This is a genomic window from Nostoc cycadae WK-1, from assembly GCF_002897135.1.
Lineage (GTDB): Bacteria > Cyanobacteriota > Cyanobacteriia > Cyanobacteriales > Nostocaceae > Nostoc_B.
The window spans coordinates 162,318-176,756 of sequence record NZ_DF978429.1; the positions used below are offsets into that span (position 1 = coordinate 162,318).

Sequence of the window (14,439 nt, forward strand, 5' to 3'; positions counted from 1 at the left end):
GGTTCCACTTCCTCCTGATTTTCTCAACTCAACTCCTCTTCCTCTGCGTAACTCTGCGCGGACTTTGCATACCTTTGCGTTTAAAATACTTTTCCCACAAACCAACTCACAACACCCAAACCTAACAACAACGGTGTCAACCAATCACCCCAACGCACATATAAAGTCTGCGTTTGACGGCGATAAATAGTCTCTGCGTGAGTTTGGTAGATGTTATAGCCAGATATCCACAAAGTTCTGCCGTGGGGGTCGACAAAAGCCGAATAACCGGTATTAGTTGCCCGTGCTGACCATCTATCAGTTTCAATTGCCCGCATGATATCCTGAGCATGATGCTGAAATGGCATAGCTGCACTGTAATGGGCATCGTTAGAAGAACTGAGGATAAATTGCCCACCCGCCGCAGCTTGACGGCGAAATACTTCAGGAAATGCAGATTCGTAGCAAATACCGACAATTGCCCGTCCAAAAGGTGTATCAAATATTTGGTTGGCTGCACCGTGAACTTGATGTTCATCCAACGGTGACAAGCGGCTAATTAATTTACCTAAAATCTCTTCAAAGGGGATATATTCTCCCAAGGGTACGAGTTTAGATTTATCATATCTGCTGGTAGTTTCACCCTGGCTATTGACAGTAAACAAACTATTTGTATAACTTCGTCCCTTTTCCCCAAATGCACCAACCCACACTACTACACCTTTTTCCTGTACTGCTGCAAATAGAGGTGTGTCTCCAAAATTGCGCTGAAAAATTGGTAACGCGCCTTCGGGTGTGAGGACAGCATTTACACCTTGTTCGGCTAGAGTTAAATAACCACTGGTATAGCCTGTAATCGCGCGAAGATATCCTTCAGGTTTGATTTTGATTTTGTTGGGGATGTTACCTTGAACAACGCCTATTTTTAAGGCTGCTGCTGGTGGTTGGGCGATGGGTTGGCTATATAAAAACCAGCCGATGAGATGTAAGGTGATGAATAGCCCTGTGGCTAGTACTAAATATTTATTGACGAAGCGCCGAGGTGTAGAAGATAGGTAGGCTTCGGCGATTAGACCATTGAAGGCGGCGATCGCAGCTGTTACAGTATTAGGGCCAGACAGTTGCCCAAGATGTAAAATGACTAAGTTATGTGGTGATTGAGTATAAGCGAGAGAACTCCACCACAAAGAACCGGAACTCCATAAGCTTTCTAAACCACACCAGACGGCTGTACCAATCAGAACTCGTAACCAAGGTTTTGATTGATTCAGGCGCATCATCACAGCACCCCAAAGAATGACAAATAACCCGCCCCATAGGCTAATAAAGCCCCAGCAAAATATAGTAATAGCCAAACTCGGCCACCAAGGCACACCCAACCAATCCATCGGGTGAATCCCGGTAATCCAAAAGAGGGCGACGCTGTGATAACCAACACCCCAGAGTAAAGGTAAAAGGTAAAAGTGAGCCAGCGCGGTCTTGGGGGTTTCCCCCATGAGCGACTGGCGAACTCCGAAGGAGGTAAAAGGTAAAAGGAAGGGTTTTTGCTTTTTAGCTTCTAAATAAGAGTTACTTTTGTGAACAACTAATACCCAAAGTGGGGCTAAGGCTATCCAAGCCAAAAACCATGCACCCACAGGGGCGACGGTTAGCCCCATCAAAACACCGCTAATTAGCGAAAGTAAAAGGTAAAAGGCAAAAGTAAAAAATGAATTCTCGCCTTTTCCTGTTTCCTTTTTACTTTTGCCTTCATTCTGTTTCTTCTTCATCACCAGTATCAGGCGGAACGATCGCAACTCCAGTAATTGCGTCATCTTCGTCTAAGCGTTGGACTCTTACGCCAGTAGCTGATCGCGATTGGATGGAAATTGCATTGGTAGCCTGACGGATAATGATACCGCGATTTGTCACCATCATGATTTCATCGTCGCTGTTGACAATTTGCAAGGTGGCTAATTTGTCTTTGGTTTTGCGGTTTTTGAATTTGGTAGCCATTAAACCTTGACCTGCACGGTTTTGCAAACGGAATTGGGCAACGGGTACGCGTTTGCCGTAGCCGCCCATTGTAATAACTAGCACCCAAGGGCCAACATTACCTGTTACTTCTACTTCTGTGGTTTCTTCCACATTTTCGATATCTTCGGTTTCGATTTCTTCTATTTCTGACTCTTCCGTTCCCGTGTCGAGTGTGTCTAAAATAGCGGCGGGAATAATATCCATCCCTACGAGTTCATCACCCTTTTTGAGTTTCATAGATTTCACACCCCGCGTCGCCCTACCAAGAGGCCGCAGTTGTTCGTGGGTACATCTAAAGTGTATTGCCATCCCCAGACGGGAACCAATGATGATACTGTCTTCAACTCTAGCGCGGCGTACCCACCGCAGTTGATCCCCTTCTTCTAAGGAAATAGCAATTAAACCGTTAGCCCGAATATTACTAAAAGCGGCTAAGGCCGTTTTCTTAATATTGCCACCTTTGGTGAGCATGACTAAATATTCGTCGTCGCTGAATTCGTCAACGGGGACAATGGAGGTGATTTTTTCTTCTTTGGGAATGGGTAGCATTTGGACAATGGGTGTACCTCGACTGGTGCGGGAACCCACGGGAATTTGATAGGCTTTGAGGCAGTAAACTACGCCGCGATCGCTAAAGAATAAAACACTATCGTGATCGCAACAAGTTAAGAAATGTTCTACGGTGTCATCGTCTTTGACCTTGGCGGCGGCTTTACCTCTGGTGGCGCGGCTTTGCGCCTCGAAGGTGTTTACGGGCATCCGTTTGATGTAACCTTGCTGTGTTAACAGAATAATTGCTTTTTCGTTGGCAATTAGGTCACGTTCATCGATTTCCCCTTCGGCGTGGGTAATAATTGTGCGTCTGGGTGTGGCAAAGCTGGTTTTAATTTGGGAAACTTCGGTTTCAATGATTTCTAAAATTCTTTCTCGCCGTGCCAGAATATCTCGCAAATCGCCGATGCGCTCTTGTAATTCTTCGTGTTCTAGGCGAATTTTATCTGCTTCGAGGGCAGTCAAGCGGCGCAGTTGCATTTGCAAAATTGCGTCGGCTTGCACTTCGGAGAGTCCGTAGTTTGTAATCAATTCACCTTTGGCTGTGGGTGCATCAGGGGCATGGCGAATTAAGTTAATAATGGTATCTAAATGGGCTAAAGCAATCAATAACCCTTGCAACAGATGGTCGCGTTCTTCGGCTTTTCGCAGTTCGTACTGGGTGCGTCTGGTAATGGAGATGATGCGGAAATCGAGGAAGACTTCTAAAAACTGCTTCAGGGTGAGGATTTGCGGTTCCCCGTTCACCAAAGCCAGCATGTTTGCCCCAAAGTTGGCTTGCAGTGGGGTTTGCTTGTAAAGGTTGTTCAAAACCACGCGGGGATAAGCATCGCGCTTGAGTTCGATGACAATTCGCATCCCGTCGCGATCGCTTTCATCGCGGATATCTGCAATGCCTTCAATCCGCTTGTCGTTGACTAATTCGGCAATTTTCTCAATTAATGCGGCTTTATTGGTTTGATAAGGCAATTCGGTGATGATAATTGCTTCTCGTTCGGGACGACCACGCTGTTCGATGGTTTCTATGTTGGCGACACCACGCATGGTAATGGAACCACGCCCTGTGGTGTAAGCTTCTTTAATAGCTGATGTGCCAAGAATTTGCGCCCCTGTCGGGAAGTCTGGCCCGTGGACGTACTGCATCAACTGGAGGTCGGTGATTTCGGGATTGTGAATTAAAGCGACCAATCCATCAATCAATTCGCCTAAGTTGTGGGGCGGAATGTTGGTAGCCATCCCCACGGCAATTCCCGATGAACCATTGAGTAGGAGTTGGGGAATGCGCGACGGTAGAACTGTAGGTTCTTGTTGGGAACCGTCGAAGTTATCTGCAAAGTCTACGGTTTCTGATTCGATGTCTTGGAGTAGGGCGGCGCTGGTTAAAGCTTGCAGGCGACATTCTGTGTATCGCATTGCCGCTGGGGGATCGTTATCTACGGAACCAAAGTTACCATGTCCGTTAATTAAAGGCGATCGCATGGAAAAATCCTGCGCCATCCGCACCAAGGCATCATATACTGCTGTGTCGCCGTGGGGGTGATATTTACCCAAAACTTCCCCAACCACACGAGCGCACTTTCTAAAGGGGCGATCGTGGAGTAAACCTAGTTCGTGCATGGCGTAGAGGATACGGCGATGCACAGGTTTCAGACCATCCCTGGCATCTGGTAGCGCCCGACCCACTATCACGCTCATGGCGTATTCCAGATAAGACCGGGACATTTCGTTCCGCAGATCTGTGGGGATAATCCTCTCCTGTGAGGTTGTCATAACCTAAATAACTCCAAAAATCGTAGGATTTAGCCTTTAAAGTTGGCAAAGCGTAAAATTATTCCAAATTACTCTTGAATAATTGACATATTTTGATACAATTCTAGCACGTATTGTTTTTTTTTGCCCGAAAAACTCACCTAAAGTAACTAGAAAAACGCCTCTTTTAGAGGCGATAAATAAGATTTAACGAAGATAGTTTGAGCTAAAAAGATTAATTTAGTAAATTTACCCCAAACTAAAGCTAATTTGCCTAATTACAAGTTATGACTGAGCCTGCATCAGTAATAAGTAGGACATAGCATTTAGTTATGAATTGAGATAGAAACGGTAAGCAAAAAAAGTGGCAATCTAAAGGTAGTTGGATAAAATCTTGGGTTCTTGGTTTATCCGGCTTATCATGGTTAAGTTCATTAATCAATCGTGATTTTCCCTGTCGTTATTCATTTGAGGCTCTGATGACATTTCAACAATTAGCCATAGGTAGCTATTTCCGTCTGCCTGGTGTAAGTTATGCTTGCGTGTATCGTAAGGCTAGTCATTCTTGTGGCAGCCTAAACGCATTGTTACAGACAATACGCCCAACAACAAAAGTGATCCCGCTAAATGCCGCAGCGATCGCTAAATATTTGGCAGCCAAACAAGAATCCCAAAATCATCTGAAGATGTAAAGAATTGATTGACTGTTTTTTGAGTTAATCAATCGCTTCTTGTTGAGACTTCAGTTGAGCAGCAATCAAAGGCACTTTCGGAGCCAGAAAAAATCCTACCAAACTGGCAAATAAAATTGGTGTAAACGGACTAAAGCTAGTTAGTTTCGATAGCAGTAAAGTCGTACTAATCGGTGTACGTGTCACAGCCGCGTTAATCGCCGCCATTGTACAAATCATTGCTAAAGCCGGATTGATCCCCGGAATCAAAACTACTACTGCTTTGCCAATACAAGCACCAGTGAAAAATAAAGGGATAATAAATCCACCGCGCCACCCGCCTGTAACTGTCATACTAATGGCTGCCATTTTACCCAAAGCCAGCGTTAACAAGAAAACACCAGAAAAGCTGGTTTCTAGAATAATTTCTAACTCTTCATGGCCAAAATAACGGGTGAGGGGTAAAAAAGCCGCTAAACTACCAATTCCCAATCCTGCTAGAGTCGTGCGGACATAAATTGGCCCAGGAATCCGGTGAAAGGCGTTATCGCAAGTGCGAAAAATCCACATAAAAATCCATCCAGCGATCGCCCCAATGATCCCAAACAGAATTGCGAAGGCAAAATCATCGATATTTTCCAAGCGATATTGGGGAAAATGCCAAGTTGGCGCAATTCCTAAATGAGTAATCGCCGTAAATACCAAATAACTAGCACAACTAGAAACAATAGCTGGCATTAAAGCTTCGTAATACTCCACTATATGCTGATGGTGCAAGATTTCTAGGGCAAACATCGCCCCACCCAAAGGTGCGCCAAACAAAGCCGTAAAACCCGCCGCCATCGCCGCCAAACTCATAGAACGCAAGTCTTCACCTTGAAGTTTGAGGCGATCGCCTACCCAAGTCCCAAAGGAACCTGTAACCTGTACTAATGGTGCTTCTGGGCCAGCACTACCACCAGCAGCAATACTAATTAGGGAAGCCAAAATCATCGAGGGATTTTTTCGTCCATCCAAGCGTCCACCACGAAAATGAATATTATCCACAATCACGGCGATTTCCCCAGGATTTCCGAGAAAATGAATCACTAGCCCAACAATTAAACCCGCTAGTGGCATGACAATTAACAAACTTAAACCTTGAAACCTTTGCAACTGATGAGTTAACAGTTCTAAAACATTCCAGTACAATCCGGCAAATAAACCACTCACTGTCCCCACCATAACCCAACGCAGCACCCATCGAGAAATCATCAACGGATTGCGACTTGCTAGTCCGAACAGTTGAGTAAATGTCCAGCGTTGGGTTTGATTGTTGGGAGGTGGCTGATTTAATGGCACTGTTGATGTCCTATTGATAAAACCTAAAATATTGAATAACCATTAATTATCCTGCCTGATTTTTACTATCTTTGCAAAAGCCGGGATGTTCCCTTGCATACTATCTACTATCCTGTACAATAATTGCGTTATACCTGCTCACTATTGATGAGCAATGAAGTATTTTTGAGCTATTGAATATGAGTAGTGTAATTTTTGACGTACTGCCTGAAATATCAATTATTATTTGTACTTACAATCGGGCAAAACATTTAAACCATTGTATTAATAGCGTGATTGCCCAAACTTTTCAAGATTGGGAACTGATTATAGTGGATGATGGCAGTACCGATAATACTTTTGAAATTGTCGATCAATATATTAATGTTTTACCAAACATTCGTTATTTAAAACATCAAAATAAAAAACAGTGTCATGCTAAAAATGCTGGTATTCAAGCATCTTTTGGTAAATACATCACATTTTTAGATAGCGATGATGCCTATTTACCAGAACATCTAGATACACGCATTAAATATATGCAGCAACATCCAGAAATTGATTTAATTGAAGGGGGGTTTGTTACAGATGAAGAGATTTGGGTAGCAGATTATTTTCAACCAGGTAAAACAATAAATCTCCGAGAATGCGTACTTGGCCCCACTTTTTTTGGCAAGAGACAAGTATTTTTTGCATTGAAAGGTTTTAATAATATGATTTATGGAGAAGATACAGATTTTTGGGAACGTGCAGAGAAAATCTGCCAAACTCGAAAATTACCCGATTTGCAAACTTATGTTTATACAAGGGCAGAAACTAGTGTTACTAAAAGTTTTTTATCTTCTCAATCCACATCATCAAAAATAGTTCAAGACTAGCATAAAACCGAAAAATCAAGGATATGGGTGTGTATTTTACGCATCACCCTCATCATTCATGGATTTTGTGAGTTATTGTTACCTAAATATTTCGCTTTCAATTCTTCTAACTCTTGATCTATTTCGCTTTTACTTGCAGGTTGAGATGTTGGATTTGTTGGCTGGACTTGATTTGCTTGAGGTTTCCCGCCCATAAATTGAGTTTTTAATTCTTCTAGTTCTAAATCAATTTGGCTAGGTGTGTTGCTCACAACCGTCGGCGGTAAGGTAGGTGATGACTGAACATGAGGTTTTACAGGTATCTGTGACTGATTAGCTACTGGCGACTGTGTATTTAAGTCTTGCAGAACTTCATCTACTGTTTGGTAACGTCTAGCTGGGATACTTTCGAGCATTTTATTGAAAATTCGGCTCAAGTGATCACTCACGGGAGTTGTTAAGTATTTCTGCCAAACCCAAGTATCGTTATTAGTGTCATAAGAATCGAAAGGCGATCGCCCAGTTAATAAGTTAATGCAGGTAGCTCCTAAACTATAAATATCACTGGCAAAAACTGCTCTACCTCTAATTTGCTCTGGTGCAACATATTCAGGACTACCAATACTAGTACCAGTTTGATTTAATGCTGCGCCAGTTGCAGATTTAGCAGCACCAAAATCAACTAAAACTAGTTTGCGATCGCTCTCACGTAAGATAATATTTTCTGGTTTAATATCGCGGTGGATGACTTGTTTTGTATGACAAAACTGCAATACTAATAATAAATCATTCAATAATTGGTAAATCCGCGTTTCACTAAAAGTTCCATTTTTTGCTAATTCCTGTGCTAAGTTCAATCCATTGATAAATTCTTGGACTAAATACTGTCGATCATCTTGAGTAAAGTATGCCAAAAGTTCAGGAATTTGTGGATGTTTACCCAATTCATCCAACTGCACCGCTTCTTGGATAAATAATTCCACAGCTTTTTTGACTGTGTTTGTGCCTTGGGCTTGAGGATAAAATTGCTTAATTACACAACGTGGTTTTGACGGTTTATCTTCATCTACAGCCAAAAAAGTTCTGCCAAAACCACCTTGTCCTATCGGCCTAATGGCGCGGTAGCGTTCTTTAAGTAGCAACTTAGAACCACAAGTCGTACAGAACTTAACATCAGCCGGATTTTCAGGTTTGGGACATCGAGGATTAAGGCAGTAGCTCATGCGTTGCGGACTGAGGGATACTTGTTTTTATTGTCCCCTTTCCGTGGCAGAAGAGTGCTGATATTTGCTAAATGTAATTTCAATTGACGACAATGGAGAGAAATGCTTGCTTTTCCTCTTTTGAAAATTCTATGCAGCTTTTTCTTCTTGGTTCAACACCTGCAACCAGTTAACCAGCCTTTGACGTTGCACCTCTTCTACCTTAATACTTGCCGAACGCAAAGCAGACCTAGGAAATATTTCCCGTAAGTCAGCTACCATTTCTAGAGTTTCACAAGCCTCTAAGCATTCGGTAATGTAATCAATTGATTTTATTTTGAGCCATTCTGGAGTCGCTTCCAAGCCGCAAATGTGATAATTCATAGTTTGATGTTTGGACTAGGCGATCGCTTGATAATTTTTAAATCAAAATCTGTGGGTAGTATCAGTATAAAGCCAGAAGTGATGAAAGTCTTGGCAACCAAGGATACATGTCTTTCATTTTTTTACAAATGACATTAGATTATATAGCAGAAGGACGACAGTCGCTTCTCCTAATCGGAGACGCTGCGCGAACAAGTCGGGCATTGCCCGCCCAATGCGCTGCCTCCAAAAGGCAGAAGGAAAAGTCTGACTTTTCCTGGCATTCAAGCTTTCAAGTTGTCCTAACATATCTGACTACATCTATATTACATATCTTGCTGATATGTGGTTAATAATGCTGGGATGTGATCATAGCCATCAACACCAATAATCGCCATGATTTTAGAACGGTGTTGTTGTAACATACTTTGGAATGCTTCTTTGCCTATTTGTCCTTGCAAAATTGTTAATAAACCTGCTGGCTGTTTCCATTCATTAGAGGCAATCTGCTCTAAAAGATACATTCCTAAACCACCAGTATAAATGGCTTTTTCGGCATTTTGTAGTTGATAATAAGCTTCAGCTAAATATGCTAAATTTCGTCCTTGAAGATATAAGTCTCCACAAGTTTGTGCTGTTTTAAAACCATCTTCTAAATATTTAATCGCAGTTGGCGCTTCATCAATCACAAGATAGGCAATGCCTAAACTACTTAAACACAAGGCTTTACTTTGGATATCTCCTAATTTATCTAATAACTTTAAACCTTGTTCTAAATAATTAATTGGCATCTCATAGCTTTCTGGTTCAATTTGTTCTAATTGTTGCGCCTGCATAACTTCGCTGTAACCAAGATTGACCAAAGCGTTGGCTTCACCTGTACGATCGCCTGCTTGCCGACTCAAGATTAACGCTCGTTGGCTATAATTAATCGCCTCACCATAATCTTTTTCCTGCACATAGGTGCGGCTGAGGTGGTTGAGATTGGCAATTTCACAGGGGCGATCGCCTGCATATCGCGCTATTTCTAATGCTTGCTGATGAAAATTAATTGAGCGTTGATATTGTCCTAAAGCTCGCTGCGAATAACCCAATAATGTCAAAATTCTAGCTTTTTCTTGGGTTCCCTCAACTTGGCGTAACGGTTCATCTAAATAATCTAAGGCGTTGCGTAAATAACTACCCGAAAAGGAAGCGAATATTCCACCATATAGGGGAAAATATGCCCGCTGGGCAAAGTTCCGCAGAATTTGCAGCATGATTTGGGAACCACCATCACCATAAATAGCCGCAGTGTTACCAAAACCACTCGCTAACTGACTCCAAATCACGGCAAAGGTCAAAAAAGTCGAAATCGATAATTTTGAGCCTGCTTGCACATTATATGGTTGTTGGTCAAACCAACTCACTAACCCGCGTTGCAAATACTGTAATATCAACGCCATTTCTACCCAGTCACTCAAGGTAAGACGGCGTTGTTGTTGGGCAAATTCAATTGCCGATTGTTCCAAAGCTAAACTGCGAAACAGTGCTTGCGGAAACTCGCTGTTAACTTTTTTTGCCCAAATTGCCCAAGGGCCGTTTTCTCCCGGTACGCCGCCAAATCCTAATTCTCGATTTTGCTCATACATCCAACTAATCAAGTGGTCTTGGAGTTTTTGCCAACCCGCCAAACCACGCATAATGCCTTGTAAGATTTGTTCAATATCAGTATCTAATTGAGCAAATTGTTGTAAGCCTTTGGCTAACTGGTGTAATTGTGATGAATTAAATGGTTGTTTTTGATTGGGGTCAGTGAAACGCAAGAATGTAGCGAGGCGTTCATCTGCGGAAGCGGTGGTAATTTCTCGAACTGCTAAGGCGATCGCTTCTATGGCTTTATTCTGTTCCCAATAACGTTGCCATTGGTTTTGAATTGTTTTAATTGCTCTGAGACTGCGGTTAGCCTTAGCTTTTTTGAGTTCATCCTTTTCGCTGTCTACCTGACTTTGGATGTTACTCAAGCGATCGCTCAACGCCAACTCAAATATTTCCCCTGTACCAGATGTTATATTTTTTTGCAACATTTGGTACACCATCTCCACAGAGCTAATTTTGCCCTGGAGGGTGAGTTGCACAATTTCGTCAATTAAAGCGAGGTAGCGATCGCGCAATGGCAGAGAGTCTGACACTTTGGCTATGGGATAACTTTACATTAATCTCCATTCTAATGTTAGGGGAGGAAGTAGGAACTTTAATTGCATGAAAAGAGCGATCGCACAAATAAAAAAAGGTAGGAAGCCCTACCTTATACCCAAAAAAAAGCATTTTGTAACCAAATACAGCATTTAATATCACATACAGTTGTGACGACCATATTGCGAACACACGACGATGTTGTGAATAATTTTATCTTGTGGCTGCTTGCACTAACTTGCCATCTTCCATCTGCACAATGCGATCGGCAATGTCTAAAATCCGATGGTCGTGAGTCACCATCAAGATGGTACAGCCTTGTTCTTTAGCGAGTTTTTGCATCAGGTTAACTACATCTCGACCGGATTGGCTATCAAGGGCGGCTGTTGGTTCATCGGCTAAGACAATTTTGGGATAACTCACCAAAGCGCGGGCGATCGCTACTCGTTGTTTTTGTCCGCCTGAGAGTTTATCAGGATAGTAATGCAGGTGATTTCCCAAACCAACCTGTTCTAGCATCAAGATTGAGCGCGTTTGAATTTCTTGGTGACTAATATGTGGGTGTAATTCTAAACCGATTTTGACGTTCTGCACGGCAGTCAAACTACCATGCAGGTTGTGTGCTTGAAAGATATAACCGTTATGGCGGCGTGTCTGCACTAATTGTTCGGCTGTACCGCTGCAAAGTTCTTTTCCTAAAACCTGCAAGCTGCCAAATTGTGGAGAGCGCAACCCACCGACTAAAGTTAATAAAGTAGTTTTACCAGAACCAGAAGGGCCTGTCAAAATAATAATTTCGCCAGCGTTAATTTCTAAGTTGATTTTAAACAAGACTTGCTTACGTAACTGTCCATAACCAAAATAATGGTTGAGATTATGGATAGAAATAATAGGTTTGTTTGTCATAAGTAATGTGTGGGGTTCAAATCATCGACTTTTTCAAGAAGTCGGTGAATTAGTTATCACGAATGATTGAGGATTGCTATACAAAAACGATACTAAAATTGAAAAATATATTGCTGCTTTTTGTACTTGTTTTAGATTTGACGGAAATATTTTAAAACATATCCGCAGGGTCAGCAGACTGTAGTTTACGAGTAGCGATCGCCCCAGAAATCGCACACATCATAAAAGTGAGAATTATGACTTGTAATCCTCGCATTAAAGTCATATACATTGGTAGATTTGTCGCCGCGCGAGTTAGCTGATAAAGTCCCAATGATACACCTACACCGGGGATAAAACCTAGCAAGGCTAAAATTAAGGCCTCTTCAAAAACTACACTTAGTAAATAGTAATTACGATAGCCAATAGCTTTAAAGGTAGCATATTCCCTAATATGGGCATTAACATCAGTCGAAAGAACTTGGTAAACAATAATTACTCCCACAACAAACCCCATTGATACACCAAGACTAAAAATAAATCCAATCGGTGAATTTGTTCGCCAAAAGTTATTTTCAAATTCAATAAATTCGGCATGAGTTAACACCTTGACATCATCTCTAAGGTGTGATTTCAAAGCTATTGCCACCTGTTTTGCATCATAGCCAGGTTTGACTTTAATTAACCCCAAGCTAATACTACTGGACTGTCGCCGGGGAAATATCCGCAAAAAGTTCTGATCACTAGTAATCAGACTACCATCTGCCCCAAATGATGCACCAACTTGGAATAATCCACTAATTCTAATAGTGCGTCGTTCTATTTCTGTAGTAAGAATTTTACCTTGATCAATTTGGGCGATTGCTTTTTGGTAATCACCTCTCGCACCACGGTCAAATAGTACGTTATCAGGTAAAGCAATGGTTTGTAATTGTTGGTTGACATCGGGTAAATCAAAGGCTGGCTTATTAGGATTAAATCCAATTACTAACACCCCAGTTTCGCGTCGGGTTTGGGGATTCTTCCAAATACTGTTACTAAAATAAACTGGTTCGGCTGATTTTACTCCAGGTATATCCATCGCTTGATACAAGCGTCGCCGCGAAAACGAAGACATACTTTGTAAGTTACGAGCTTGAGGGCTGAGTAACACAATATCTGCTTGTAAACTGCGATGCAGTCTTGTATTACTGTCATATAGTGCAGTCTCAAAGCCAAGCTGCATAAACATCAGCACATCAGCAAAAGCAATGCCTGATAATGCTACTAACAGCCGACTTTTTTCATGACTCAGTTGCAGCCATCCTAAAGGTGTGCGTCGCTGTATTTGTTTGATAAGCCACATCATAAATTAATTGCTAAGTAATGAGTGCTGAGTAAGTATAACGACTCAGAAAAACCGAACTATGTGAAGAAAAAATACTAAAACCCTCTTCACTCCTGCCTTCTTCTCAAAGTTGAATCACTACTTTGACTTGCAAATTGCTGAGAGTGGCTGCTTTTTGGCAGGAAGCTTGATCTAGTCGGATATGCACTTCTACTACTCGGTTATCAATATTACTCAGAGGGTCGGTATTAACTAGATTTTGTCGCCGCACTTGTAAGCCTTTACGTTCTACTGTCCCTTGCAATTCAATGGGCAAAAAATCACCAACTATCTGCACTTTTTGTCCTGGAATGACTTTGCCAATATCGCTTTCGTAAACTTCCGCAACAACATACATCTGGCTGGTTTGTCCGATGTCCGCAATCCCATCATTGCCAATTAATTCTCCTGGTTGGGCGTGAATTTCAATAACTTGACCATCTTGGCGCGATCGCACGTAAGCTTGTTGTAAATTTACCTTAGCTCGATTCATTGTGGCGATCGCACGATTAACTTCGGCTTGGGCTGCTTCGACATCAACTTTCGGTACATCGGTAATTTGGTCTAGTGTGGCTGTGGCTTCTTTAAGTTGTTGCTGACTAGATGCTTGAATGCGTTTTAACTGGGTTTGGGCTTCTTGGAGAGTTTTTTGGGCAGTTTCTAAATTTAAGCGTTTGCTATCTCGTTGGGAAATCGAAATTGCACCTTCTTTAAACAGAATTTGATAACGATTATTTTCAATTACAGCGTTTTCAACTTCGGCTTGCAAACGGGAAACAGTTAATGCTTGAGAAGCAATATTGCCTTGGCGTTCTGCTTCTAGACTGGCAATTTTTGCTGTTTGGGCAGCAACTTCGCCACGTTTTGCCCCTGCTTGGATACGATTTAGATTTGCTTGGGCAACTTTTACTTGTTCTTGTGCTTCTTTAAATGCTGCCTCTAAGCGATCGCGATTATCTAAAATGGCAATTACTTGTCCTGCTTTTACCTTATCCCCTTCATTAATTAACAATTGTTCGACTCGACTAACTTCAGTTGATGTCGCAGCGGAAAGTTTTATCAGTTTTCCCTTCGGTTCGATGCGCCCCAAAGCTGTGACTGTTTTGATTTCAGGTAATAATACAACTGGAATTTGCGCCCTTTGATTAGCCGTTTCCCGAAATTTTAATACAGTAAAAATACTGCTACCAATTACGGTTAAAGATACAATAGTGGCTATAAAAAAGGGGGGACGGAAAATTGACTGACGAGATATCGGCCTGCCTAGCTTTGAGTTCTGCACGATAGCATACCTTTGAAACCAT

Annotated in this window: 11 protein-coding genes; 2 read left to right on the plus strand and 9 right to left on the minus strand. The window is 42.0% G+C overall.

The window, feature by feature from the left end; translation table 11 throughout:
* Positions 1 to 80: 80 nt before the first annotated feature.
* Positions 81 to 1,748: an apolipoprotein N-acyltransferase gene (gene lnt / locus NCWK1_RS14790; protein WP_103125234.1), complete on the minus strand. Its 1,668-nt coding sequence runs from the start codon at positions 1,746 to 1,748 to the stop codon at positions 81 to 83.
* Positions 1,729 to 4,317, minus strand: coding sequence for a DNA gyrase subunit A (gyrA, locus tag NCWK1_RS14795; RefSeq protein ID WP_103125235.1), 2,589 nt, complete (start codon positions 4,315 to 4,317; stop codon positions 1,729 to 1,731). The genes lnt and gyrA overlap by 20 nt, the downstream gene beginning before the upstream one ends.
* A gap of 458 nt (positions 4,318 to 4,775) precedes the next feature.
* Here gyrA and NCWK1_RS14800 point away from each other — a divergent pair, with 458 nt between their 5' ends.
* Positions 4,776 to 4,988 carry a hypothetical protein gene (locus NCWK1_RS14800; RefSeq protein ID WP_096581555.1) on the plus strand — a complete coding sequence of 71 codons (213 nt, stop codon included), beginning with the start codon at positions 4,776 to 4,778 and terminating at the stop codon, positions 4,986 to 4,988.
* A gap of 24 nt (positions 4,989 to 5,012) precedes the next feature.
* Here NCWK1_RS14800 and NCWK1_RS14805 read toward each other — a convergent pair whose 3' ends face one another.
* The gene (locus NCWK1_RS14805; RefSeq protein WP_245894904.1) at positions 5,013 to 6,308 is read right to left on the minus strand and encodes a chloride channel protein; all 1,296 of its coding nucleotides are present in this window, start codon (positions 6,306 to 6,308) and stop codon (positions 5,013 to 5,015) included.
* Positions 6,309 to 6,487: 179 nt separating this feature from the next.
* Between NCWK1_RS14805 and NCWK1_RS14810 the strand changes: the two genes are divergently transcribed.
* Entirely contained in the window at positions 6,488 to 7,165 is a 678-nt protein-coding gene (locus NCWK1_RS14810) for a glycosyltransferase family 2 protein (RefSeq protein ID WP_103125236.1), read from the plus strand.
* Positions 7,166 to 7,221: 56 nt separating this feature from the next.
* On the opposite strand, the gene NCWK1_RS14815 is transcribed toward NCWK1_RS14810, so the two are convergent.
* The 6 genes from NCWK1_RS14815 to NCWK1_RS14840 all read right to left on the minus strand — a co-directional run bounded on the left by NCWK1_RS14815 (position 7,222) and on the right by NCWK1_RS14840 (position 14,417).
* Positions 7,222 to 8,367, minus strand: coding sequence for a serine/threonine-protein kinase (locus tag NCWK1_RS14815; RefSeq protein ID WP_103125237.1), 1,146 nt, complete (start codon positions 8,365 to 8,367; stop codon positions 7,222 to 7,224).
* A 129-nt stretch (positions 8,368 to 8,496) separates the two neighbouring features.
* The gene (locus tag NCWK1_RS14820) at positions 8,497 to 8,730 is read right to left on the minus strand and encodes a hypothetical protein (RefSeq protein ID WP_096581561.1); all 234 of its coding nucleotides are present in this window, start codon (positions 8,728 to 8,730) and stop codon (positions 8,497 to 8,499) included.
* Positions 8,731 to 9,035: 305 nt separating this feature from the next.
* A complete protein-coding gene (locus NCWK1_RS14825; RefSeq protein ID WP_096581563.1) occupies positions 9,036 to 10,880 on the minus strand; it encodes a tetratricopeptide repeat protein in 1,845 nt (614 codons plus the stop codon).
* 217 nt (positions 10,881 to 11,097) lie between these two features.
* Positions 11,098 to 11,790: a DevA family ABC transporter ATP-binding protein gene (locus NCWK1_RS14830; protein ID WP_103125238.1), complete on the minus strand. Its 693-nt coding sequence runs from the start codon at positions 11,788 to 11,790 to the stop codon at positions 11,098 to 11,100.
* Between the two features lie 151 nt (positions 11,791 to 11,941).
* The gene (gene devC, locus NCWK1_RS14835) at positions 11,942 to 13,114 is read right to left on the minus strand and encodes an ABC transporter permease DevC (protein WP_103125239.1); all 1,173 of its coding nucleotides are present in this window, start codon (positions 13,112 to 13,114) and stop codon (positions 11,942 to 11,944) included.
* A gap of 106 nt (positions 13,115 to 13,220) precedes the next feature.
* Positions 13,221 to 14,417, minus strand: coding sequence for an ABC exporter membrane fusion protein (locus NCWK1_RS14840; protein WP_103125240.1), 1,197 nt, complete (start codon positions 14,415 to 14,417; stop codon positions 13,221 to 13,223).
* Between the last annotated feature and the right edge of the window lie 22 nt (positions 14,418 to 14,439).

Excerpts from the sequence above, each read along its gene's own strand:
- lnt (WP_103125234.1), bottom strand. The coding sequence starts at position 1,748 with ATGAAGAAGAAACAGAATGAAGGCAAAAGTAAAAAGGAAACAGGAAAA.
- gyrA (WP_103125235.1), bottom strand. The coding sequence starts at position 4,317 with ATGACAACCTCACAGGAGAGGATTATCCCCACAGATCTGCGGAACGAA.
- NCWK1_RS14800 (WP_096581555.1), top strand. The coding sequence starts at position 4,776 with ATGACATTTCAACAATTAGCCATAGGTAGCTATTTCCGTCTGCCTGGT.
- NCWK1_RS14810 (WP_103125236.1), top strand. The coding sequence starts at position 6,488 with ATGAGTAGTGTAATTTTTGACGTACTGCCTGAAATATCAATTATTATT.
- NCWK1_RS14815 (WP_103125237.1), bottom strand. The coding sequence starts at position 8,367 with ATGAGCTACTGCCTTAATCCTCGATGTCCCAAACCTGAAAATCCGGCT.
- NCWK1_RS14820 (WP_096581561.1), bottom strand. The coding sequence starts at position 8,730 with ATGAATTATCACATTTGCGGCTTGGAAGCGACTCCAGAATGGCTCAAA.
- NCWK1_RS14830 (WP_103125238.1), bottom strand. The coding sequence starts at position 11,790 with ATGACAAACAAACCTATTATTTCTATCCATAATCTCAACCATTATTTT.
- devC (WP_103125239.1), bottom strand. The coding sequence starts at position 13,114 with ATGTGGCTTATCAAACAAATACAGCGACGCACACCTTTAGGATGGCTG.